Source organism: Halomonas sp. I5-271120, assembly GCF_030553075.1.
Taxonomy (GTDB): Bacteria; Pseudomonadota; Gammaproteobacteria; order Pseudomonadales; family Halomonadaceae; genus Onishia; species Onishia taeanensis_A.
This window is the reverse complement of record NZ_CP130701.1, coordinates 2,806,153-2,829,032: the sequence shown is the minus strand read 5'-3', so window position 1 is coordinate 2,829,032 and position 22,880 is coordinate 2,806,153. Positions and strand designations below refer to the sequence as shown.

The 22,880-nt window shown below is 63.6% G+C and carries 23 protein-coding genes and 1 other RNA gene; 6 read left to right on the top strand and 18 right to left on the bottom strand.

Annotation, left to right across the window (positions count from 1 at the left end):
* Window positions 1-8: 8 nt before the first annotated feature.
* The 7 genes from murF to rsmI form a co-directional block, all read right to left on the bottom strand.
* Window positions 9-1,379: a UDP-N-acetylmuramoyl-tripeptide--D-alanyl-D-alanine ligase gene (murF, locus tag Q2K57_RS12680; RefSeq protein ID WP_304525274.1), complete on the bottom strand. Its 1,371-nt coding sequence runs from the start codon at window positions 1,377-1,379 to the stop codon at window positions 9-11.
* Window positions 1,376-2,914, bottom strand: a complete 1,539-nt coding sequence (locus tag Q2K57_RS12675; protein WP_304525273.1) for a UDP-N-acetylmuramoyl-L-alanyl-D-glutamate--2,6-diaminopimelate ligase — start codon at window positions 2,912-2,914, stop codon at window positions 1,376-1,378. The genes murF and Q2K57_RS12675 overlap by 4 nt, the downstream gene beginning before the upstream one ends.
* Window positions 2,915-2,929: 15 nt before the next feature.
* On the bottom strand, window positions 2,930-4,672 hold the full coding sequence (locus Q2K57_RS12670; RefSeq protein WP_304525272.1) for a penicillin-binding protein 2: 1,743 nt from the start codon (window positions 4,670-4,672) through the stop codon (window positions 2,930-2,932).
* Window positions 4,669-4,986 (bottom strand): cell division protein FtsL, encoded by a 318-nt coding sequence (gene ftsL / locus Q2K57_RS12665; protein WP_304525271.1) that lies wholly within the window; start codon window positions 4,984-4,986, stop codon window positions 4,669-4,671. Before ftsL ends, Q2K57_RS12670 begins: the two co-directional genes overlap by 4 nt.
* Window positions 4,987-5,053: 67 nt before the next feature.
* Window positions 5,054-6,010, bottom strand: a complete 957-nt coding sequence (gene rsmH / locus Q2K57_RS12660; RefSeq protein WP_181463004.1) for a 16S rRNA (cytosine(1402)-N(4))-methyltransferase RsmH — start codon at window positions 6,008-6,010, stop codon at window positions 5,054-5,056.
* Window positions 6,011-6,074: 64 nt separating this feature from the next.
* An RNA gene (rnpB, locus tag Q2K57_RS12655) (RNase P RNA component class A) lies at window positions 6,075-6,438 on the bottom strand.
* A gap of 63 nt (window positions 6,439-6,501) precedes the next feature.
* Window positions 6,502-7,362, bottom strand: coding sequence for a 16S rRNA (cytidine(1402)-2'-O)-methyltransferase (gene rsmI, locus Q2K57_RS12650; protein ID WP_112053348.1), 861 nt, complete (start codon window positions 7,360-7,362; stop codon window positions 6,502-6,504).
* A 37-nt stretch (window positions 7,363-7,399) separates the two neighbouring features.
* Here rsmI and Q2K57_RS12645 point away from each other — a divergent pair, with 37 nt between their 5' ends.
* The 4 genes from Q2K57_RS12645 to Q2K57_RS12630 are packed head-to-tail and all read left to right on the top strand — an operon-like array spanning window position 7,400 to window position 10,840.
* Window positions 7,400-9,289: a penicillin-binding protein activator gene (locus tag Q2K57_RS12645; RefSeq protein WP_304525270.1), complete on the top strand. Its 1,890-nt coding sequence runs from the start codon at window positions 7,400-7,402 to the stop codon at window positions 9,287-9,289.
* Complete coding sequence (locus tag Q2K57_RS12640) at window positions 9,273-9,641, top strand: YraN family protein (RefSeq protein WP_112053350.1); 369 nt, start codon at window positions 9,273-9,275, stop codon at window positions 9,639-9,641. Before Q2K57_RS12645 ends, Q2K57_RS12640 begins: the two co-directional genes overlap by 17 nt.
* A gap of 24 nt (window positions 9,642-9,665) precedes the next feature.
* A complete protein-coding gene (locus Q2K57_RS12635) occupies window positions 9,666-10,259 on the top strand; it encodes a phosphoheptose isomerase (RefSeq protein ID WP_092524643.1) in 594 nt (197 codons plus the stop codon).
* A gap of 5 nt (window positions 10,260-10,264) precedes the next feature.
* On the top strand, window positions 10,265-10,840 hold the full coding sequence (locus Q2K57_RS12630) for a BON domain-containing protein (protein WP_304525269.1): 576 nt from the start codon (window positions 10,265-10,267) through the stop codon (window positions 10,838-10,840).
* 168 nt (window positions 10,841-11,008) lie between these two features.
* Here Q2K57_RS12630 and Q2K57_RS12625 read toward each other — a convergent pair whose 3' ends face one another.
* The 8 genes from Q2K57_RS12625 to zapE form a co-directional block, all read right to left on the bottom strand.
* A complete protein-coding gene (locus Q2K57_RS12625; RefSeq protein ID WP_304525268.1) occupies window positions 11,009-11,491 on the bottom strand; it encodes a ClpXP protease specificity-enhancing factor in 483 nt (160 codons plus the stop codon).
* Window positions 11,492-11,543: 52 nt separating this feature from the next.
* Entirely contained in the window at window positions 11,544-12,170 is a 627-nt protein-coding gene (gene sspA / locus Q2K57_RS12620; RefSeq protein WP_112053353.1) for a stringent starvation protein SspA, read from the bottom strand.
* 144 nt (window positions 12,171-12,314) lie between these two features.
* The gene (locus Q2K57_RS12615) at window positions 12,315-13,097 is read right to left on the bottom strand and encodes a cytochrome c1 (RefSeq protein ID WP_112053354.1); all 783 of its coding nucleotides are present in this window, start codon (window positions 13,095-13,097) and stop codon (window positions 12,315-12,317) included.
* A complete protein-coding gene (locus Q2K57_RS12610; RefSeq protein WP_112053355.1) occupies window positions 13,097-14,356 on the bottom strand; it encodes a cytochrome bc complex cytochrome b subunit in 1,260 nt (419 codons plus the stop codon). Before Q2K57_RS12610 ends, Q2K57_RS12615 begins: the two co-directional genes overlap by 1 nt.
* Window positions 14,356-14,952, bottom strand: coding sequence for a ubiquinol-cytochrome c reductase iron-sulfur subunit (petA, locus tag Q2K57_RS12605; protein WP_112053356.1), 597 nt, complete (start codon window positions 14,950-14,952; stop codon window positions 14,356-14,358). Before petA ends, Q2K57_RS12610 begins: the two co-directional genes overlap by 1 nt.
* Window positions 14,953-15,170: 218 nt before the next feature.
* A complete protein-coding gene (gene rpsI / locus Q2K57_RS12600) occupies window positions 15,171-15,560 on the bottom strand; it encodes a 30S ribosomal protein S9 (protein WP_304525267.1) in 390 nt (129 codons plus the stop codon).
* 13 nt (window positions 15,561-15,573) lie between these two features.
* Window positions 15,574-16,002, bottom strand: a complete 429-nt coding sequence (rplM, locus tag Q2K57_RS12595) for a 50S ribosomal protein L13 (protein WP_112053358.1) — start codon at window positions 16,000-16,002, stop codon at window positions 15,574-15,576.
* Between the two features lie 178 nt (window positions 16,003-16,180).
* Complete coding sequence (gene zapE, locus Q2K57_RS12590) at window positions 16,181-17,371, bottom strand: cell division protein ZapE (protein ID WP_304525266.1); 1,191 nt, start codon at window positions 17,369-17,371, stop codon at window positions 16,181-16,183.
* Between the two features lie 225 nt (window positions 17,372-17,596).
* On the opposite strand from zapE, the gene Q2K57_RS12585 reads away from it, so the two are divergent.
* Complete coding sequence (locus Q2K57_RS12585) at window positions 17,597-18,037, top strand: YhcB family protein (RefSeq protein ID WP_112053360.1); 441 nt, start codon at window positions 17,597-17,599, stop codon at window positions 18,035-18,037.
* Window positions 18,038-18,142: 105 nt separating this feature from the next.
* Here the strand turns inward: Q2K57_RS12585 and Q2K57_RS12580 are convergent, their stop codons facing one another.
* On the bottom strand, window positions 18,143-18,931 hold the full coding sequence (locus Q2K57_RS12580; protein ID WP_112053361.1) for a Nif3-like dinuclear metal center hexameric protein: 789 nt from the start codon (window positions 18,929-18,931) through the stop codon (window positions 18,143-18,145).
* 99 nt (window positions 18,932-19,030) lie between these two features.
* Between Q2K57_RS12580 and Q2K57_RS12575 the strand changes: the two genes are divergently transcribed.
* Window positions 19,031-20,275: a Do family serine endopeptidase gene (locus Q2K57_RS12575; RefSeq protein ID WP_304525265.1), complete on the top strand. Its 1,245-nt coding sequence runs from the start codon at window positions 19,031-19,033 to the stop codon at window positions 20,273-20,275.
* Window positions 20,276-20,497: 222 nt separating this feature from the next.
* On the opposite strand, the gene hisD is transcribed toward Q2K57_RS12575, so the two are convergent.
* The gene (hisD, locus tag Q2K57_RS12570) at window positions 20,498-21,820 is read right to left on the bottom strand and encodes a histidinol dehydrogenase (protein ID WP_112053363.1); all 1,323 of its coding nucleotides are present in this window, start codon (window positions 21,818-21,820) and stop codon (window positions 20,498-20,500) included.
* A gap of 392 nt (window positions 21,821-22,212) precedes the next feature.
* Window positions 22,213-22,854, bottom strand: a complete 642-nt coding sequence (gene hisG / locus Q2K57_RS12565; protein WP_112053364.1) for an ATP phosphoribosyltransferase — start codon at window positions 22,852-22,854, stop codon at window positions 22,213-22,215.
* Window positions 22,855-22,880: the final 26 nt, after the last annotated feature.

Sequence of the window (22,880 nt, the reverse complement as noted above, 5' to 3'; positions counted from 1 at the left end):
GGTCGCGTTCACCTTGATGCATCCAGGCGCAGCTCGGCAATCAGGCGTTCCATGCCGGCGCTGCGCGAGCCCTTGACCAATACGCTGGCCCCGGGCGGAAGATGGTTGTGGGCATGGCGTGCAAGCGCCTGCCAATCGTTGAAATGACACCCGCCTTCACCGAAGGCCTGGCTAGCCGGCTCGGCCGGCGCGCCCAGAGTGCCGAGGAAATCGATCCCTCGTTCCCGCGCATGGCGCCCGACCTCGGCATGCAGCCGCTCGGACGCCGCTCCCAGTTCGCCCATGGCCCCCAGCAGACACCAGCGGGGGCCAGGTAGCTCGGCCAGCAGGTCTATCGCCGCCTTCACCGCACCGGGGTTGGCATTATACGTATCGTCGAGCAAACGTGAATCGCGGATTCCCGGCACCGCCATCAGGCGGCCGGACATCGGCGCCGCTGCCGACAGGCCCGCCATCAGCGAGGCCTCATCGAGGCCCATGGCAACAGCGGCCGCAGCGGCGGCCAGGGCGTTGGCCACATTGTGACGGCCAAGCAAGCCAAGCTGCACGCGACCCAGCGAGCGCTCGTCGACGAGAAGCGTGAACGCATAACGGCCCTCGTCGTCGCAGACCAGATCGGCTGCCCGCACGCGGGCACCTTCTCTAAAGCCGAAGTCCAGCACCTCGCGGGGCTCGGCCAGGCGCCGCCACAGCGGATAGAAAACATCGTCACGGTTAAGCACTGCCACCCCGTCGGCACCGAGGCCGGCGAGGATTTCGGCTTTGGCCTGGGCGATGCGCCCCATGCCGCCAAACTCGCCGACATGCGCGCCGGTGACGTTGGTAATCACCGCCACCTGAGGGGCGGCCAAGAGCGTTGTCCAGGCGATCTCACCGAGATGATTGGCGCCGAGTTCAAGCACGGCGTGCCGATGCTCGGGGGCGAGGCCCAGCAGGGTCAGCGGTGCGCCGATGTCATTATTGAGGTTGCCGCGGGTCGCGAGTCCCTCGCCGCCTGCCGCGAGCAGCGTGGCAAGCAGCTCCTTGACCGTGGTCTTGCCGCTGTTACCGGTGACGGCCACCAAGGGGCCGCCCCAGGCCTGGCGGCGGGCCTTGGCCAGCACGCCCAGCGCCAGCCGGGTATCGGCAACCACGAGTTGGGGCAGCGGGTCCTCTACCGGTCGTGAGACTACCGCGGCGAGCGCCCCGGCTTCCCGCGCCTTAGCGAGGTAATCGTGAGCGTCAAAGCGCTCGCCGATCAGCGCCACCAGCACTTGGCCGGGCGCCAGCGCCCGCGTATCGGTGGTGATGCCCGCGACCGGCGATGACGGCTCGACCGGACAGGGCGTGTCCAGCAGCTCGGCCAGCTCCCCCAGGGTCTCAAGGCCCGCGCCGCTCATGAACGCGACTCCGGCCCAGCGTCACCGGGCAAGGACGCGAGGTCATCCAAGGCCTGGGTGATCTCTTCGGCATCGGAAAAGTCATGACGCACGCCGCCAATCTCCTGATACGTCTCGTGGCCCTTGCCCGCGACCAGTACTACATCGTTCGGTCCGGCGGCTTCGAGGCAGGCCCGAATCGCCGCGCGACGTCCCTCGATGCACCGGGCCACGTCCCGCTGGGCCGGTTCCAGCCCCTCGAGGATCTGGCCTCGAATCGCCGCCGCATCCTCGCCCCGCGGGTTGTCGTCGGTAATCACCAGCCGGTCAGCATGGGAAGCGGCCGCACGGGCCATCAGCGGTCGCTTGCCGCGATCGCGATCACCACCGCAGCCGAACAGGCACCACAGTTGGCCGGACTTGCCCAGGTGCGCCCGCAGCGCGGCCAGGGCATTGTCCAGCGCATCCGGCGTATGGGCGTAATCGACCACCACTGACGGCTGGCCGGGCCGGAAGAGCGGCTGCATGCGCCCCGGCACCGGGGCCAGCTGCCCCGCGGCCACGCTGATATCCTCAAGGGATTCCCCGAGGCCGTAGAGTGTGGCCATCGCCAGCAGGACGTTGTCCAGGTTGAAACGTCCCATCAGTGACAGCGCCAGCGCGAACTCTCCATCGGGACTGGCGATCAGTGCTCGCTGGCCGTCGGGGCACGGCTCCCAATCGAGCACTCTGAAGGTGGTGGCTTCGTCCTCGCCGGTGGCCAGCACCCGGACGCCCTTGGGCAGACCGGCCAACATCAGCCTCGCCAGCGAATCATCGCCATTGACCACGGCCAGCTCGAGCTCGGAGCGCTTGAAGAGCTTCGCCTTGGCGGCGGCATAGTCGGCCATGCCGCTGTGGTAATCCAGATGATCGCGGGTCAGGTTGGTGAACACCGCGGCCTGCACCCTGCAACCCTCGAGGCGCTGCTGATCGAGGGCGTGAGACGACACCTCCATGGCCACGCGATTAAGGCCCTGGGCGGCCATCTCAGCGAGGCTTTCCTGCAGCGCCAGGGGGCCCGGCGTGGTCAGGCCGCTATCCACCAACGCCCCCGGGCGCCCGCTACCCAGCGTGCCGATCAGTCCGCAGGGACGACCCACGGCCTCACTCAGGGCAGCGATGTAGTGCGTTACCGAACTCTTGCCGTTGGTGCCGGTGACGCCGATCAGCTGCTGGTGCTCCGGCACCTGAAACAGTGCCCGGCCGAGCTCACCTACGCAGTAACTGAGGCCGGTCAGCATCAGCACCCGTGGATCATCGGCTTCCTCATAGGGAGGCGTCTCGGCATCGAAATGGCAAAGCACCAGCGCGGCGCCGGCCTCCAGCGCCTGGGTCAGATAGTCACGGCCATCGACATGCACGCCGGGCAGCGCGATGAAGACATCGCCCGGGATCACATGCCGGCTGTCCTGGATCAACCGGCGCGGCCCCTCGGGCTGGGCGGGAAGCGCAGCGGTGATGCCGGGCCAGAAGGCCTCAAGGCTGGCGAGGAGTCGCGAGTTGTCAACCTGCATGCGTGTCTCCTGGAATCAAGGGGCGTCGGCGGACGAAGGAGTATCTTGGAGAGTATCTTGGTCGGGCGGCACATCGAGCAGGCGCAAGGCGTTGCCGACGACGGTCGAGAACACCGGCGCCGCGACCAGGCCGCCATAGTAGTCTCCCCCACGGGGATGGTCGATCATCACGACCGTGACGAGTCGCGGATCGGAGGCCGGGGCGATGCCGACGAAGAGGCCGCGGTAGGCGTCCTCTTCGTAGCCGCCTCCGGACGCCTTGTGCACGGTACCGGTCTTGCCGGCCACCCGGTAGCCAGGCACAACGCCACGGTGCGCGCCGGTGTCAGGCTGCACCACCTGCTCCATCATGCCAAGCAGTTCATCGGCGACCCGCGGCTCAATGACGACAGACCCCTCGGGCGGCTCATCGCGCTTGAGAAGCGAAGGAGGCAAGCGGCGCCCATGGTTGGCAATCGCCGTATAGGCGCTGGCCAACTGCAGGGCCGACACTGACAGGCCGTAGCCGTAGGCCAGGCTGGCACGCTGGCTGTCGGCCAAACGCACCGGGGCCGGCAGGGTGCCGTCGGCTTCCCCCGGGAAGCCCGTGCCCGGCGACTGGCCGAGCCCGAGGCGGCGGTAGGTATCGACCACTGCCGTATCGGGCAGGTCGAGGGCAATGCGGCTCATGCCGATGTTCGAGGACTTCCTGAGAATTCCGCCCAGGGTCAGCTTGCCGTAGTTGCGAAAGTCGCGGATGGTGAAGCGGTTATCCAGACGCATCCAGCCAGGCGACGTATCGACCACGGTATCGGGCGAATAGCGATCGGTCTCGAGGGCCGCGGACATGGCCAGCGGCTTCATCACCGAGCCTGGCTCGAAGACGTCTACGATGGCCTGGTTGCGCAGGCTGCGGGGATCGAGGCCGGCACGGTTGTTGGGGTTGTAGGACGGCTGGTTGGCCATCGCCAGCACTTCGCCGGTGCGAGCATCCATCATCACCAGGGTGCCGCCGTCGGCGTTACGCTCCTGAACGGCCGCCTTGAGCTCCCGGTAGGCCATGTACTGCAGTCGCTGATCCATCGCCAGGACCAGCTCACCGCCGGGGTCGGCCTCCTTGAGCAGGTGCAGATCACGTACCAGGCGGCCCCGACGATCCTTGAGCACCCGGCGCTTGCCCGGCGTCCCTGACAGATAATTGTTATAGGCAAGCTCCAGCCCCTCCTGCCCACGATCGTCGACGTTGGTCACGCCAAGCAGCTGGGCCGAGGCCTCGCCCGACGGATAGTAGCGACGATATTCGAGCTGGCGATAGATGCCCGGCAGGTTGAGATCGAGAACCTCCTGAGCATCGGCGGGCGTCATCTGACGGCGCAGATACATGAACTCACGCTCGGAATAACGGGCGATACGCGCATTCAGGTCATCCAGGTCGACATCCAGGGCTTTCGCCAGCACCAGACGCTGAATGTCGTCCGGCGGCAACTCCTGAGGATTGGCCCAGAGACTGACCACCGGCGTGGAGATCGCCAACGGCTCGCCGTTGCGGTCGGTGATCATGCCCCGATGAGCGCTGATCGATTCGACGCGCAAGGTGCGGGCATCGCCCTGCCCCTGCAAAAAGGAGCGGTCGATAACGTGCAGGTAGGCGATACGCGCGCCGAGCATGCACAGGGCCAGCAGGATCAGCCCCAGCATCAGCCGGTAGCGAAAAGCGCCCAAGGGAGCGCTGGGAGGCGGGCGACGTGGTGTGGCAGCGCGGCGCTGGGTCGTGCTCATGGGCCGATCACCTCAACCCTCTCGATATCGGGTAGGCGCATCTCCAACCGCTCACTGGCAAGTCGCTCGATACGCGCCGGGCTTGACCAGGCACTCTCCTCGAGCAGCAGCTGCCCCCACTCGGTCTGTAGCTGGTTCTGCTCGCGCTCGAGCTGCTGAAGGCGGGCGTATTGCACCCGGGTCAAATGGCTGGTGGTGGTGACTGCCAAGGCACTCACCAAGGCCGCCACAACCAGCAGCAGTACCAGCAGGAGGCGCAGCTTCGGAAGTTGGCTCGCCTCCAGGCCTGGCATCCAGACTCGTCCCTGGCTCATGTCGCTCCTTTTAGCTGCTGCGTCTCGGCTGCTGCCTCTTGGCGGCTAGCGGATTGCGGGGTGCTGGCTATTTCAGCTTGCGCGCCACTCGCATCACGGCACTGCGCGCACGGGGATTCCCCTCGACTTCGGCGGCATTGGCCCGCCGGGCCTTGCCGACGGCTTCAAGGCGGCGATTGAGCTGATCATCGCGGATCGGCATGCCGCGGGGCAAGTGGGTGTCGCCACGCACATGCTCGCGGATGAAGCGCTTGACGCGCCGATCCTCGAGGGAATGAAAGCTGATGACCACCAGATGCCCGCCCGGCGCCAGGGCCTCCAGTGCGGCGTCGAGCGCGGCATCGAGTTGTTCGAGCTCCCCGTTGACATGGATGCGCAATGCCTGGAAGGCACGCGTCGCCGGATGCTTGCCCTTTTCCCAGGCGGGGTGCGCCGTCTTGATGACTTCCGCCAGATCGCCGGTGCGAGTGAAAGGGCGCTCCTGACGGCGCTCGACGATGGCCCGAGCCAGACGCTTGGCGAAGCGCTCTTCGCCATGGGTCTTGAATACCCAGGCGATGTCCTCGACCTTGGCCCGCGAAAGCCAGTCGGCCGCACTCTCGCCGTGATCGGGGTCCATACGCATGTCCAGCGGACCATCGCGCATGAAACTGAAGCCACGCTCCGGGTCGTCGAGCTGGGGAGAGGACACACCCACATCAAGCAGGATGCCGGATAGCCGGCCGTGCAGATCGTGCGCGGTGGCGATCTCACCGAGCCTTGCGAACTCACCCCGCTCGATGGCAAAGCGGGCATCATCGATGCTGGCCGCTTCCGCCAGCGCCTGAGGATCGCGATCAATGGCCAGCAGACGTCCTTCTGGCGCCAGGCGCGAGAGGATCAGGCGGGAGTGCCCGCCGCGTCCGAAGGTGCCGTCGAGATAGGCACCGGCGGGGTCGACGAGCAGGGCATCGACCGCCCCGTCGAGCAGCACGCTTTCATGGAGAAAGGAAGACGGGGCCGCGGCGTTCTCAGGTGAGGTCATGCAGGTCTCGATACGAACATAAACACCGGCCGACCATCTCATGGCCAGCCGGTGATGGGGAATGGAAGGGAGTCGGCCGATAAGCCGGGTTCTGTCGTGGACAGTCATTCCTCTAGGAAAGGCGTCGCCACCTTTCTCAAGCAACCTACCCGAACCCAGCGCGGGCCACGCCAATGGGTTCCTATTTGGTCTTGCTCCGAGTGGGGTTTACCATGCCACGCTCTGTTGCCAGGCGCGCGGTGCGCTCTTACCGCACCCTTTCACCCTTACCGGCCTCCCGAAGGAGACGTAGGCGGTCTACTCTCTGCTGCACTGGCCGTCGGCTCACGCCGCCCAGGCGTTACCTGGCACTCTGCCCTATGGAGCCCGGACTTTCCTCCCCCGATGACCTGCTAGAGGCCCTCAGCGGCGACTGTCTGGCTGACTCCCAGCGGCGAAGAATACCAGCGCAGCCATCCCCCCTCAAGCGATGACTGCATGACCGAGCCACGTCACCCGGCCTCGTCCTTGAGCGCCTGGGCACGGGCGTACCAGGCCTTCTTGGCGCCGCCGAGCAAGCGGGTGGTGATCGCCGCCGCCTGCTTGACGCCCACCCCTTCGGCGAGCAGCGCCTTGAGCAGCGTCTCGGCCTCGACCAGCGCCTCATCGTCGTCCGTCTTGGGCGAGGCGCCGGCCACCATCACCACAAATTCGCCCCGCGCCTGATCCGGGTCCTCCTCCATTCGCGACAGTAGCGAGGTAGCATCGCCATCGAGGAAGGTCTCGAAGGTCTTGGTCAGTTCCCGGGCGAGTACCACTCGCCGCGCGCCGAAACTGCCGGCGATGTCCTCGAGAGTATCGCGAATACGGTGAGGGGATTCGTAGAAGATCAGGGTTTCTTCCCGCTCAACCAGCGCCGAAAGGCGGCCGCGGCGGCCGCTGCCCTTGGCCGGCAAAAAGCCTTGAAAGAGGAAACGGTCGGTAGGCAGCCCCGCCGCAGAGAGTGCCGCGACGAAAGCACAGGCCCCAGGAATCGGCACCACTCGATAGCCGCTGGCACGCAGCTCGCGGACCAGCAAGAAGCCGGGATCACAGATCAGCGGCGTGCCGGCATCGCTGATCAAGGCCACATCCTCGCCGGCGGCAAGCCGCGCCTTGAGCTGCGCGACGCGCCCGCTTTCATTGTGCTCGTGCAGCGAGAGCATTGGCCGCTCAAGGCCCAGATGGCGCAGCAGGCGCGCACTGTGGCGGGTATCCTCGGCGGCAATCACAGCGACATCAGCCAGCACCTGACGGGCCCTGGGCGACAGATCGTCGAGATTCCCAATCGGCGTGGCGACCACGTACAATGCTCCAATATCTGAAACTGTCATTACGATTCCGAAAGCGGGTTATCTAAGGAAGGGATTCATGAACACATCGTCACGCGGCTTGCTGGCTGCGGCGCTGCTTGCACTGATGGTCAGCGGCTGCGCCGCGCCCAGTCTGATGTCGACCGAGCGTTCGCCGGAGGCCTTGCTCAGCCAGGCCGAGCAGCAGGCCCCCGGCCAGGCAGCCGACAGCCGCCTCGAGGCGGCCACCATCCTAGCACGCCGTGGCGAGGCGGCTAAGGCCAAGGAGATCGCTACCCAGCTCGACGACACCGCCCTCAGCGCCGAGCGTCGCCAGGAATGGGCGCTGCTGCTGTCGCGCCTGGGGTTAGAGGCCGAAGACGGCTGGAGCGTGATTCAGGCCACCGACCTGCTTGAAGCCGGCGCGCAATTGGACCAGGACGCCGCCAATAACCTGCGCTACCGCCGCGGCCTGGCGCTGGGCATGCTCGACGAACCGCTGGCCGCGACCCAGGCCATGCTGAAGGCCCAGGCAGCCACCGGCAGCGATGTCCCCAACGACGCTATCTGGAAGCAGCTAAACCGTCTCTCGGCACAGGATCTGATGACACTGCGCAGCAACGCCGATGAGCTGACGCAGGGCTGGCTGTCGCTGCTCGAGCTGCAACGCCAGAGCGGTGGCGATATTGATAAACTGCTCGTCCAACTGTCGAACTGGCGCGACGCCAACCGCAATCATCCGGCTGCCCGCAAGCCGCCCGCCGAGCTGCTGGCCCTGCGCGATCTGCGCGGCACTCGGGTCGAGCGCATCGCCATCCTGCTGCCCGAGTCGGGCCCGCTGGCCTCCGTCGCCGGGCGCATCCGCCGCGGCATCGAGACCCGCCACGAACAGGCCGGCCAACAGGGCGCTTTCACCCCCAAGCTGGATTTCATCGACTCGAGCCAACAGGATCTGAACACCCTGTATGCCGAAGCCACCATGCGTGGCGCCCAAGTCGTGATCGGCCCTCTGGCCAAGAGCAAGGTCGAAGAGCTGGAAAAGCGCCAGCGACTGCCGCTGCCGACACTCGCCCTGAACTACGGCACTGCCGAGCGCAACGCCGCCGAAAACCTCTTCCAATACGGCCTTTCCGTCGAGGATGAGGCACGCCAGGTGGCCATCCGCGCTGCTCGCGACGGCCACCGTCGCGCGGCGGCCATGGTGCCCAACAATGACTGGGGGCGTCGAGTCGGCACAGCCTTCCGTGAGACCTGGGAAGACCAGGGCGGCGACATCGGACACTTGATGCACTACGACCCAGAAGCCCTGGTCAATAACAGCGTCAAGCGTCTGCTCAGCCTGAGTGGACCGGTAGACATGATGTTTCTGCTCGGACTGCCAAGCTACGCTCGCCAGATCCCACCCACGCTCGACTACCAGAAGCAGCCGGACCTGCCGGTCTACGCGACATCTCAGGCCTACGAGGGGCGGCCTCAGCCGCGATCCGATAGCGACCTGAACGGCGTGCGTTTCGTCGAGATCCCCTGGCTGATTCCCGATGCGGCCGTTGGCGGCGTCGAGGCACTACCTTTCTATGCAAGCTATCGCACCCTGTCCGCAGAAGCCGACGACCCCGCGCTGCTCAAGCTGATGGCCATGGGCGTCGACGCCTATGAACTCGGCGTGCGTCTCCCCCAGTTCCAGGCCATTAGCGGCAGCGAGCTGTTCGGCGCTACCGGTACCTTGCGCGCCGCCAATGATGGCCGCATCCAGCGTCAGCTGCCTTGGGCGGAGTTCATCGACGGCTTGCCACAGCCGCCCCTGGAAGCCGAAGGCGAACGAATGATCGACACCGATACCGATACCGATTCGGGCAATCGCCGGCCGGCCGGTCAGACAGACGGCAGAGGCAATACCGGCGCCAGCGATGGCGAGCTTGACAACAGTGGGTTAGGCAATGGTGACCTGAGCAATGGCGAGCTCCGCTGACGCAAGGGCGCGCGGCGCTGCCATCGAGGCCCTGGCCAACGATTGGCTCGCCGCCCGCGGCCTCACCCCGGTCGCACGAAACCAGCACGCCAAGGGCGGCGAGTTGGACCTGGTGATGCGCGAGGGCGAGACCCTGGTGTTCGTCGAGGTTCGTCATCGTCGCGACAGCCGTCACGGTCACCCACTGGAGACGGTGACGACCAGCAAGCAGCGTCGCCTAATCAAGGCGGCGCGTTTTTATCTCGCCCGCAACGGGCTATCATGTCCCTGCCGCTTCGATGTGGTCGCCGTCACCGGCAGCGCCCCCGACCTGGAGTTTCTCTGGGTCAAGGGCGCCTTCGAAGCGTTCTGATCGCTACAGGACCAGGAAGCCAAGATGGATTTCCAATCACGAATTCTCGGACACTTCAACGCCAGCATCGACACCAAGACCTACGCCAGTGAAGTGTTACCGCCCTTCATCGAGGTCGCCAGCCAGATGATGGTTCAGTGCCTGGTGAGCGAAGGCAAGATTCTGGCCTGCGGCAACGGCGGCAGCGCCGGTGATAGCCAGCACTTCTCCTCCGAACTGCTCAACCGCTTCGAACGTGAACGCCCGAGTCTGCCGGCTCTGGCACTGACGACCGACACCTCGACCCTGACCTCCATTGCCAACGACTACAGCTACAACGAGGTCTATTCAAAGCAGATTCGCGCCCTCGGCCAGCCCGGCGACGTGCTGCTGGCCATCTCCACCAGTGGCAACTCGGCCAACGTGGTCCAGGCCATCCAGGCCGCCCATGACCGGGACATGACCGTGGTCGCCCTGACTGGCCGCGACGGCGGCGACATGGCATCGCTACTGGGTCAGGAGGACTGTGAAATCCGCGTGCCCGCCACCTCTACTGCGCGCATTCAGGAAGTACACCTCTTGGTCATCCACTGTCTGTGTGATTTGATCGACGAACAACTCTTCGGCCCAAGCGAGTGATCCCCATGCGTAACGCGATTATCCCCACTCTTGTTCTTGCCCTGACCCTAGGCCTTGGCGGCTGCACCACCATTGCCAACGTGGCCAACGATGGCCCGATTGGCGAGAACTATGGCGAACGCACCCTGGGCAGCAAGGTCGAGGACGAGAGCATCCAGACCAAGGTCAGTGTCAACCTGGGCAAGACCGACGCCCGACTGGCCGATGCCCGCATCAACGTCGACGTCTTCAATGGCGTGGTACTGCTGACCGGCCAGGTGCCGAGCGATGAGCTCAAGAATAAGGCCACCAGCGTCGCCGAACAGGTGCGCAACGTGCGCCAGGTACACAACCAATTGGCGATTGCCGCCAACCTGCCGATGAGCCAACGCCTGTCCGACGGCTGGCTGTCCACCCGCCTCAAGACTAACCTGGCGACCAACGAGAACATCGACGCGAGCCGCGTCAATATCGTGGTGGAAAACGCAAGCGTCTATCTGATGGGCTTGGTGACCCGCGCCGAAAGCGAGCGCATCGTTTCCGCCGTATCCTCTGCGGGAGGCGTGCAACGGATCGTCAAGGTCTTCGAATACCTCGACTGACCCGCACTCTGCAGAGCATCATGACGCAAACACAAAACGGCAGGCCCTCGGGCCTGCCGTTTTGTGTTCAAGGGCTTTTTTAATCAAGAGACCTACTTTAGAGACTTACTTAAGAGACCTACTTTAGAGAAAGTCTCCGCCCTCTCAGGGAAAAAGTATCAGCTGAGTCTACTTGATGACGCGCAGCGATGGCCGACCCTTGGGCGGCGTCTTGGGCGCGCCCTCGTCGCCACTGCTGGTTTCGTCTCCAGTATCCTCGACGCTCGACAGTGACGGGCGCTCGTCGGATGCCGCTTCACCAGTCTCGGCGTCAGTCTCTTCCGCCTCATGTCCCGGCATGACCGGCTCGTGACCGAACACCATGCCCACGCCGTTTTCACGGGCATAGAGCGCGATCAAGGCATCGATCGGCACCATCACCCGCATTGGCTTGCCGCCAAAGCGAGCGCTGAAGCTGATCGCATCGTTTTCCATGAACAGTTCTTCAACGGCCTGCGGCGCGATATTCAGCACGATCTGACCGTTCTGCACGAACTGTTCCGGCACCTCGACGCCAGGCTGTTTGGCATCGACGACGACATGAGGCGTCTGATCGTTGTCCAGAAGCCATTGATACAGAGCCCTAGCGAGATAGGGGCGACTCGATAGCATCTCGGGCCTCCATTGTCTGTGGTCCGGGCCCTATGGCCCGGTCCGTGGTATATCAGGTACGCATCTCGCGCTCGGCTTCCGACAGCGAGGCCTTGAAGGACTCACGCTCGAAAGTGCGCTCCATATAATTCATCAGCGGCTTGACCTGTTTCTCAGGAAGCTCGATCCCCAGTACCGGCAGTCGCCAAAGAAGCGGCGCCAGACAGCAATCCACCAGCGAGAATTCCTCGCTCATGAAGAACGGCATGTCCTCAAAGATCGGCGAGATGCCGATCAGGCTCTCACGCAGTTCCTTTCGCGCCTTCTCGGCATCCTTCTTGCTGCCCTGCTGGATCTGTTCGATCAGCGGGCACCACTCCCGCTCGATGCGATGCATCCACAGGCGGCTCTGCGCCCGGGCTACCGGATAGACAGGCAGCAGCGGAGGATGCGGAAACCGCTCATCCAGATACTCCATCATCACCTTGGACTCATAGAGCACCAGATCACGATCCAATAGCGTCGGCACGCTATTGTACGGATTGAGATCCGCCAGCTCTTCGGGATGACTGTCTTCCTTGACTTCCAGGATGTCGACGGCAACCCCTTTTTCTGCCAGCACGATTCTCACGCGATGACTGAAGTGATCATCGCTACCGGAGTAGAAGGTCATCGACGACCGCTTGGCCACAACACCCATTTAACATTCCTCGCAACAGTTCGAGCCTGGATGATAACACGTTGACCGCGCTTCCAGGCGCCGAGACCCGCGATACGGGTCATGGAAAATAGACAAGGGCGCATGCCCAACGGCCATGCGCCCCCATGCCACCACTGAGTCGTCTCAGTGGATGTCGCGCCAGTACTCTCGCTTGAGCAGATAGGCGATGACGCCGAAGATAAAGATAAAAATCAACACCTTGGGCCCCAGCGCCTGGGCCTGAAGCTTGGAGGGCTCACCGACGTAGGCCAGGAAGTTGGTCAGATCATAAACCGCCCGATCAAACGCCTCCGGCTCCAGCTTACCCGCCTGGGTCACCTTGAGCACATCGCAGGACTGATACTTGCCCGTCAGCGGGTCAGGCTCATGCCCGGGCACCGGCCGATCAGTCTCGGCACAGACCATCTCCTGCACGCCCTGCAGCGGCTCCAGCGCATTGGGCATACCTACCAGCGGGAACACCGTATTATTCACACCCAGCGGGCGCTCCGGGTCCTTGTAGAAGCTGCGCAGATAGGTATAGATCCAGTCCGTGCCGCGCAGACGCGCCTCGAGGGTCAGGTCCGGCGGCGCGGCGCCGAACCAGGAGGTGGCGTCGCCCTTCTGCATGGCATTGCGCATCTGGTCATTGAATGCCAGGTCCTCGGAAAAGATCAGCTTCTGCTCGACTAGATCCTGAGGGATGCCCAGGTCCTCGGCTGCCCGGGAATAGCGCTGATACTGCAGAGAGTGACAGCCCATGCAGTAGTTGGTAAATAGCTTCATGCCATTCTGCAGCGACGCCCTGTCGGACAGATCCGGGGTCATCTCGTCGAAATGGACTGCCTGACCGCCCGCAGCAAACCCGGTCATCGGCATCAGCGCCACGAGCAAGGCGACGAGCAAGGCAAACATGTGCTTTTTCATTAGCCAGTCACCCTTTCCGGTACGGGCTTGGTGGTCTCCAGCCGCGTGTAGATCGGCATCAGCAGGAAGAAGGCGAAATACACCGCCGTGCAGACCTGAGCCACCAGGGTCCTCCCCGGCGTCGACGGCAGCACGCCAATCACACCGAGCACCACGAAACTGATCGCAAACAGCGCCAGCATGATCTTCGACAGCCAACCCTTGTAGCGCATGGAAAGTACGGGGCTCTTGTCCAGCCAGGGCAGTACGAAGAGGATCGCGATCGCGCTCCCCATGACCATCACCCCCAGGAACTTGGAGTCCAGGCCGAACAGCGAGAAGGTGATGGCGCGCAGCATCGCGTAGAAAGGCGTGAAGTACCAAACCGGCGCGATATGGTTGGGTGTCTTCAACGGGTCGGAGGGCTCGAAATTGGGCTGCTCCAGGAAGTACCCACCCCCTTCCGGGAAATAGAAGATCACCACACAGAACACAAACAGGAATACCGCCACCCCCACCAAATCCTTGACCGTGTAGTAGGGATGGAACGGAATACCGTCCAGCGGCTTGCCGGACTCATCCTTCTTGGCCTTGATGTCGACGCCGTCCGGATTGTTGGAGCCAACCTCGTGGAGCGCCAGTATGTGCAGCACCACCAGACCGAGGATCACGATCGGCAGGGCCACTACATGCAGCGCAAAGAAGCGATTCAGGGTGATCCCGGAGATCAGGAAATCACCGCGAATCCACTGCGTCAGGTCCGCCCCCACCACCGGGATGGCCGAGAAAAGCGAGATAATGACCTGAGCCCCCCAGTAGGACATCTGCCCCCAAGGCAGCAGATACCCCATGAAGGCTTCGGCCATCAGCGCCAGATAGATGGTCATGCCAAAGATCCACACCAGCTCCCGAGGCGCCTTGTAGGAGCCATAGAGCAGCGCGCGGAACATGTGCAGGTAGATCACCACGAAGAATGCCGTGGCCCCGGTGGAGTGCATATAGCGAATCAGCCAGCCGAATTCGACATCTCGCATGATGTACTCAACCGACGCGAAGGCCCCTTCCGCGGAAGGGTTGTAGCTCATGGTCAGCCACACTCCGGTCAGAATCTGGTTGACCAGCACCAGCAGGGCCAGTGAGCCGAAGAAGTACCAAAAATTGAAATTCTTGGGTGCATAGTACTTGGCCAGATGCTCTTCCCACATCTGGGTGGCAGGAAAGCGATCATCGATCCAGCGCATGATGCCGCGTTCTGCCTTGGCGCGATTCGGATTACCCATCAGGCCGCCCCCTTGTCTTCGCCGACAACGATAATGTTGTCATTGTCATAGCGATGCGGTGGCACTTCCAGGTTCAAGGGGGCCGGTACCCCGGTGAACACCCGACCCGCCAGATCGAAGCGCGAGCCATGACAGGGGCAAAAATAGCCACCCGGCCAATCACCGCCTAAATCGGCAGCACCGGGCTCAGGCCTGAAGGTTGGTGAGCAGCCAAGGTGCGTGCAGATGCCCACCAGCACCAGGATCTCGGGCTTGATGGAGCGCAGCTCAGGGTCCACGTAGCTCGGCTGCTGCGGCGCCGAGGACTCGGGGTCCCGCAGGCGGGAAGGATCGATGCTCTTGATCTGTTCGATCATGGTGTCGTCGCGCCGCACTACCCAGACGGGCTTGCCACGCCACGCGACGGTCATCTGCTGGCCGGATTCGAGCTTGGATACATCCGCTTCCACCGGAGCCCCTGCCGCACGCGCCTTGGCACTGGGCTGCCAGGAGGCAACGAAAGGGACCGCGACTCCCACCGCGCCCACCGCCCCGACGACGGTCGTAGCACCGACGAGAAAGCGACGCCGCCCTTTGTTCACGCCCTTATCCGCCATCTTGTCATGCCCCCTATCCAATCACCCGCTGCCTAACCGCGCCAGACACTGTCGCGACCTACGGATAAGATGATCTTCATGTTAGGAAACCGCCTGAACTAAAACAAGCGAAAGCCTTGCCACATGACGCAGCATAGCTGACTCAAATCATTGAACGGGCATAAAAAAACGCCCGGCCCCCAACGGGGACCGGGCGTTCTGACGCACTCTCGAAACGTTTAACGCTTGGAGAACTGCGGGCTGCGGCGTGCTTTGCGCAGGCCGACTTTCTTACGCTCGACTTCGCGGGCGTCACGAGTGACGTAACCGGCTTCACGCAGCGGCCTGCGGAAGTCTTCGTTGTATTGCATCAGCGCACGAGTGATGCCGTGGCGGATAGCGCCGGCCTGAGCCGAACCGCCGCCACCCTTGACGGTCACGTAGACGTCGAACTGGTCCAGAGTCTCGGTCAACTCGAGCGGCTGACGGACGACCATGCGGCCAGTGACGCGACCGAAGAACTCGTTGAGTTCGCGGCTATTGACGGTGATTTTGCCGGTGCCCGGCTTGAGGAAGACGCGTGCGGTGGACGTCTTGCGGCGACCGGTACCGTAATACTGTTGAGTCATGGCAATCTACCCCTTAGATGTTCAGTTCTTGCGGCTGCTGGGCGGCATGCGGATGCTCGGTACCGGCATAGACCTTGAGTTTCGAGTACATGGCGCGACCCAGCGGGCCTTTCGGCAGCATGCCCTTGACGGCAGACTCGATGACGCGCTCGGGAGCGTGATCGATCATCTTCTCGAAGGTCATGGAGCGCAGGCCACCCGGATAACCGGTGTGACGATAGTAGGTCTTGGCCTGTGCCTTGTTGCCGGTGACCGTCACCTTCTCGGCGTTGACCACGACGATGTAATCGCCGGTGTCGACGTGCGGGGTGTATTCCGGCTTGTGCTTGCCACGCAGGCGGCGAGCGATCTCGGTGGCCAGGCGACCGAGAGTCTTGTCCGTAGCGTCGACGACGTACCAGTCGCGCTCGACGGACTGCGGCTTAGCAGAAAACGTCTTCATGGGTTGAATCACCAATTGTCGCATGGGGCAGGACTAAAACGTCTAATGACGCCGCCTACCATCCCTATTTTTCTTGGTTGTCGACCACTTGCCACAGAGGCAAATCGAGCGACAACGTTCGAGCGAGCGCGCAGTGTACATGACTCGTTCGATCAGGTTAAGAGTCCACGCGGGAAATTCACGGCTTATGCGCCAGCGCCAGATACTCGTGGGACTGCATTTCCTGCAGCCTCGAGAGGGTGCGATCGAACTCGAAACCAAGACTGCCTTCGGTGTAAAGCGACTCGACCGGCACTTCGGCGGACATCAGAAGCTTCACTGCTCGGTCATAGAACTCGTCGACCATATTGATGAAGCGCCGCGCCTGGTCGTCGCTGCCCCGGCCCATGCGCGGCACGCCGGACACCAGCACGGTATGAAACTCGCGGGCCAGCTCGATGTAATCATTCTGGCTGCGAGGACCGTCACACAGCTCTGCGAAGTCAAACCACACCACATCTTCATGCAGGCGGCGCGAACGCAGCAACCGATGATTGATCTCGATGCGCTCATCCTGCTCGCCATCGTACCCGGCGAGCTCGCGAAAACTGCGCGCGAGCTCGTCGTCGGCAGCCTCATCCAGCGGTGCGTGGAAGATGGCGGCACGCTGCAGGGCGCGCAGCCGGTAGTCGACCCCCGAGTCGACGTTGACCACCTCGCAATGACGCTCGAGCAAATCGATGGCGGGCAGGAAACGCGCCCGCTGCAGGCCATCCTTGTACAGCTCGGAAGGCACGATATTGGAGGTCGTCACCAGCACCACGCCGTGCTCGAACAGCGACTCGAGCAGGGTCGCGAGAATCATGGCGTCGGTGATGTCCTTGACGAAGAACTCGTCGAAGCAGATCACCCTCGCCTCACGGGCGAACTTGGCGGCGATCAGCTTCAGCGGGTCCTTCTCGCCCTTGTAGTGCTCGAGTTCGTTGTGCACTCGCTGCATGAAGCGGTGAAAATGGGTGCGCATCTTCTCGGAAAAGGGCAGCGCCTCGTAGAAGGTGTCGACCAGATAGGTTTTGCCGCGACCGACTCCTCCCCAGAAATACAGGCCCATCACCGCCGGCGGCGCTTCGAAGGGCGAGGCGGTCTGCTTGGCGCCGAACAGACCGGCGACCCGGGACTTGAGCCCCTTGCGCTCATCAGCGGGCGGGCGCGGCGCTCGCTGGGGCGTGGTCAGCAGATCATCATAGAGCCGCTGCAGATGACGAACCGCCTGCTCCTGGGCTTTATCGTAGGCGAATCCCTCGCGTTCAAGGTCGGCCTGGTAGCGAGCCAGGGGCGTGCCCGCTTGAGCGGACGCAGAAGAACCAGCGGAAGTCGTTGTCGCACACATCAGCGTCTTGGCTACCTCGGACGGTGGTGATCGAAAGCGAACATTATACGTATCGAGACGTCGAGCGCACAGAGCAGCCATGATGGCAGCGCCTGCGCATTGACCTGAGTCTCGCTCTCCCTCATATAATGGAGCCAGGGGAGGCGCAGGTCGCGACCTCGATAACGCGCCACCCCCGGCAGTCAAGTACCGGTGCCGGGAAGACAGAACCATAAGGGGAACGACGTGTACGAGAGCAACATCGACTGGATCCTGGCCCTGGCCTGCGGGCTTGCCGGCATCGGCATCGGCGCGCTGGGCTACCACCTGCTCAACGCCAACGTGGCGCGCAATCAGAAGGTCCGCCAACGCCTGGCCGAGACTGAACTCGAGCTTCACCAGGTCAAGGACTCGCTGAACGATCATTTCGTGCGAGCGGCCGACCTGGTGGCCAGCATTCAGCGCCAGAGCCGCGAGCTGGAACAACAGCTGGCGCAGGGGGCCGATCAGCTCGGCCAAGACCAGCAGGTCAAGCGCCGCCTCCACCCGGAGACCGACGCGACGGAGCCTGATGAAACCCTGGACATGCCGCGCGACTATGCCGACGGCGGGCACGGCACTCTCTCCGAGGACTTCGGCCTGCAGCGCGGCGAGGAGCAGAATCCCGCCCAGCCTCCCCGCTACTGATCTCGCTGACGCCTAGCGACACAAGCGAGAGGTTTGCCAAAAACGACGAAAGCGCCGGCCTTGATGGCCGGCGCTTTCGTTTGCGGGGTCGTTTTCAGGGCAGTTTCAGGCCGGATTGTCGATATCCACGAAACGGTGGGTAACACCATGCTCGGCGGCCAACCATTCTCCCATGGCCTGAACGCCGTAGCGCTCGGTGGCATGATGACCCGCCGCCAGATAGCCGATGCCCAGCTCGCGTGCCAGGTGAGTGGTCCGCTCGGAAATCTCGCCCGAGATGAAGACATCCGCGCCTGCCGCATGAGCCGCGGCGATCATGTCCTGAGCGCCGCCGGTGCACCAGGCGATACGCTTGACCGGCCCTTGGTGCCCTTCGATCAGAAGCGGCTCCCGACCGAGCTGCTTGGCGACATGCTTTGCCAAGCCACGCTCGTCGAGGGCCTGGTCATTGTCACCCGAACCGGCCAGCGCCTCGCCGGGGTGGCCCAGCCACAATAGCCCTTCGCCCAGCTCACCATCGGCACAGCCGTCGACGACCAGGCCCAGCCGCTCGGCCAGGCAGGCATTGTTGCCAAGCTCGGGATGAGCATCCAGCGGCAGATGATAGGCCAGCAGGTTGATATCGTTAGCCAGCAAGGCCGCCAGCCGGCGCCGCTTCATGCCGACCACCTCGACCGGCTCGTTCTTCCAGAAGTAGCCGTGATGAACCAGCAGCAGATCCGCCTGCCAGGCAATCGCCTCATCGACCAGCGCCTGACAGGCGGTGACGCCAGTCATCACGCGGGTCACTCGGCTGCGTCCCTCGACCTGCAGGCCATTGATAGTGTAATCCTTGAAGCGCGCCGCCTGCAGACGCTCGTCGCAGGCAGTGACCAGGGCATCGCGAGATATCATTCGGGCCTCCGGGCATCGGTACATGAGCAATGATACAATCCGCCAATTGTACCGGCTGCGTCGGCCCCCAGCGACCGCCACCGATGACAAGGATTCTTCATGCGTCGTTTTCTCCTGCCCCTCGTCTGGCCAACCGTGGCCGGTGTCCTGGTTGCCATCGTGCTGCTGATTGCTTTCCCGAAGCTCAGCGGTCAAGCCCCTTCCGTGTCGCCGCCAGCCGCCAGCCCACAGCCCGTGCAAGAGACTGCGACGCCCCCCGAGGTCAAACGCCCGGCTCCCGAGGTCAAGAATGCCCCGGCATTATCACGAAATGCCGGCCCGGTCAGCTATTCAGAGGCGGTGGAGAGAGCGGCACCTGCCGTGGTCAACATCTACTCTTCGCGCATCGTCGAAAGTGAGCAGCACCCGCTGATGTCGGACCCGTTTTTCCGTCAGTTCTTCGGCAAGGACACGCCCAGCCGCCAGCGCATGCTCTCGAGCCTGGGGTCGGGGGTCATCATCAGCGATGAGGGCTACGTGCTGACCAACCATCATGTCATCAAGGGGGCCGATCAGATCCAGGTGGCGCTGCGCGACGGCCGCGAAACGCTCGCCGAGGTCATCGGCACCGACCCGGAGAGCGACCTGGCCGTGCTGCGCATCGATCTCGAAGATCTTCCGGTCATCGCGCTCTCCGACTCGTCACAGGCAGCCGTGGGCGATGTGGCCCTGGCCATCGGCAACCCCTTCGGGGTCGGCCAGACCGTGACCATGGGCATCGTTAGTGCCACCGGCCGCAGTCACCTAGGCCTGAATGCCTATGAGGATTTCATTCAGACCGACGCGGCGATCAATCCGGGGAACTCCGGCGGCGCCCTGATCAATCCCGAAGGCGCGCTGGTCGGCATCAACACCGCTATTTTCTCCCGCTCCGGCGGCTCCCAGGGCATCGGCTTCGCTATTCCGGCCAACCTGGCCCGCGAAATTCTCAACGAGCTAGTCACTCAGGGCCGAGTGATTCGAGGCTGGCTAGGCATCGAAGCCCAGGAGATGACCCGCGAGCTGGCCGCCTCCTTCGGTCTGGACTCCGTAGCAGGGGTCGTGATCTCGGGCATAGTTCCGGATGGCCCAGCCGATGCTGCCGGCCTGCAGCCCGGCGATGTGCTGATCAAGGTCGACGGCCGCACCATCCGCGATGCTCGGGCGGTGATGACCGATATCGCCGCCATCTCTCCTGGCACGCAGCTGCCGCTAAGCCTGGTGCGCAACGGCGAGCGTATGGACGTGACCCTCGAGGTGGGCGAGCGCCCGACCGCCGAGGTCAGCCAGCCACAGTCCCAACCTCAGCCCCAGCCCCAGCCCTAGACGGTAACCAGGCGTTGTCTGACAGGGAGCTGCCTTATATGAGAGGCAGCGCTTCCAAGCGCGGCCGAACAACAGCATCGGCACGCCTGGATGGACACCTATCTAAAAGAACAGCAGACCTAAAAGAACGTCAGGTCTAAAGGAAAGGCAGGCACTAGACGGATACCAAAAGGCCCCGCCAATGGCAGGGCCTTTTTGCTGTGCAAGCACCGCTGATTCGCCTCAATCCTTGATGCGATACTCGGCAGAGCGCGCATGTGCGGTGAGCGATTCGCCCCGGGCGAGCACCGACGCAGTGCGCCCAAGCATCGAGGCACCGTCCGCCGAACAGTGAATGATCGAGGAGCGTTTCTGGAAGTCATAGACCCCGAGCGGCGAGGAGAAGCGCGCGGTACCGGACGTCGGCAGCACGTGATTCGGGCCGGCGCAGTAGTCGCCCAGGGCCTCGGCGGTATAGCGGCCCATGAAGATCGCACCCGCATGGCGAATCTCAGGCAGCAACGCGTCGGGGTCCTCTAGCGAGAGTTCGAGATGCTCAGGCGCGATGCGGTTGATCAGCGCAACAGCCTCGTCGCGGTCGCGACAGGTGATCAGTGCCCCACGCCCGGCCAGAGAATCACGAATGATCGGCGCACGCTCCATGGTCGGCAGCAGGCGCGTCATGGCCTCCTCGACCGCTACCACATGCTCGGCGTCCCAACTGACGAAGATCGCCTGAGCGTCTTCGTCGTGCTCGGCCTGGGAGAAGAGGTCCATGGCCAGCCAATCCGGGTCGGTCGCGCCGTCGGAGATCACCAGAATCTCCGAGGGGCCGGCGATCATGTCGATGCCGACCTGACCAAACACGGCGCGCTTGGCGGTGGCCACATAGATATTGCCGGGCCCCACGATCTTGTCGACTCGCGGCACCGTCTCGGAGCCATAGGCGAGCGCTGCCACGGCCTGGGCGCCGCCCAGGGTAAAGACCCAGTCGACGCCCGCCAGGTGGGCCGCCGCCAACACCAGCTCGTTGAGGATGCCATCCGGGGTGGGCACCACCATCACGATCTCGCGCACGCCAGCGACATGGGCCGGAATCGCGTTCATCAGCACCGATGAAGGATAGGCAGCCTTGCCGCCGGGCACGTAGATGCCGGCGCGGTCCAGCGGCATGACCTGCTGGCCAAGCACGGTGCCGTCATCCTCGGTGTACTGCCAGGAACCCGGCTTCTGGTGTTCGTGATAGACCCGCACGCGCTCGGCAGCCGCCGCCAGCGCCTCACGCTGCTCGGCAGGCAGCCCGTCAAAGGCCTGGCGCAGCCGCGCAGCGCCGATGGTCAGCTCATCCATACTCTGGGCCGACAGGCGATCGAAGCGGTTGGTGTACTCGACAAGCGCCGCATCACCGCGCTCACGCACCCCGCGCAGGATTTCCTCGACCCGCGACTGCACCTCGGCGTCGGACACGCCTTCCCAGGCCAGCAGCGCCTCGAGGCGGGCATCGAAATCGGCATCCTGCGTGGACAAGCGGGAGATCTCGAGGGAAGCGGCAACGGAATCGGTCATGATGCTCTCTACACAGACGATGGAAAAACAGGACAGGCGACCAGCATGTGTCGCCGCAAAGCGGCTGGCAAGCGGCTCGGCCCTATGGCGACAAGACATTCACGCTATTGCGCCATAAGGACCGGGCTCACCCAACAACCCTCGAGCAATGCCATGAGGTTGCGGGCAAGGGTCACAGGCAGGCTTGCACTGCTACAGACAAGTACAGACAAGTACAGACAAGTACAGAAAGGCTCGTACGTCATGGTCTCGCTGTCTTGGTCTCGCTGTCTTGGTCTCGCTGTCTTGGTCTCGCTGTCTTGGTCGCACTTCGTTAGCGGCAGTACTTACCCGCAGTACTTAACAGCAGTACTTAACAACAGTACTTACCCGCCATATACGGCAGCGACATCTTAGTCGCGCCGACTGGCCACAGCTTCGCGCAGCCGGTTGAGCAAGGGCTTCAGGCGATCATGTTTCATGGTCATCGCGGCCTGGTTAACGACCAACCGGGTGCTGATATCCGCGATTTTCTCGCGGGGCTCCATGCCGTTGGCGCGCAGGGTATTGCCGGTATCGACGATGTCGACGATCTCGTCGGCCAGGTTCATCAGCGGCGCCAGTTCCATCGCTCCGTAGAGCTTGATGACCTCGGCCTGGATACCCTGTTCGGCATAGTAGCGACGCGCCACCGAGACGAACTTGGTGGCCACCCGACGACGGGCGCGGGCCGGCTCAGCACCGGTGATCCCGGCGGTCATCAGCTTGCAGCGCGCGATCTCGAGATCCAGCGGCTCATAGAGCCCCTCGGCGCCATGTTCGAGCAGCACATCCTTGCCGGCGACGCCCAGGTCGGCAGCACCCAGCTGCACATAGGTCGGCACATCGGTCGCGCGAATCACCACCAGTTTGACGTCCGGCAGGTTGGTATCGAACAGCAGCTTGCGGCTCTTGCCCAGGTCTTCGGCGGGCCAGATGCCGGCATCGGCCAGCAGCGGCAGGGTCTCGTCGAGAATACGGCCCTTCGAGAGGGCCAGAATCAGTTGCTTGGACATGATGGGGTTCGCAATTCCGTGGATGA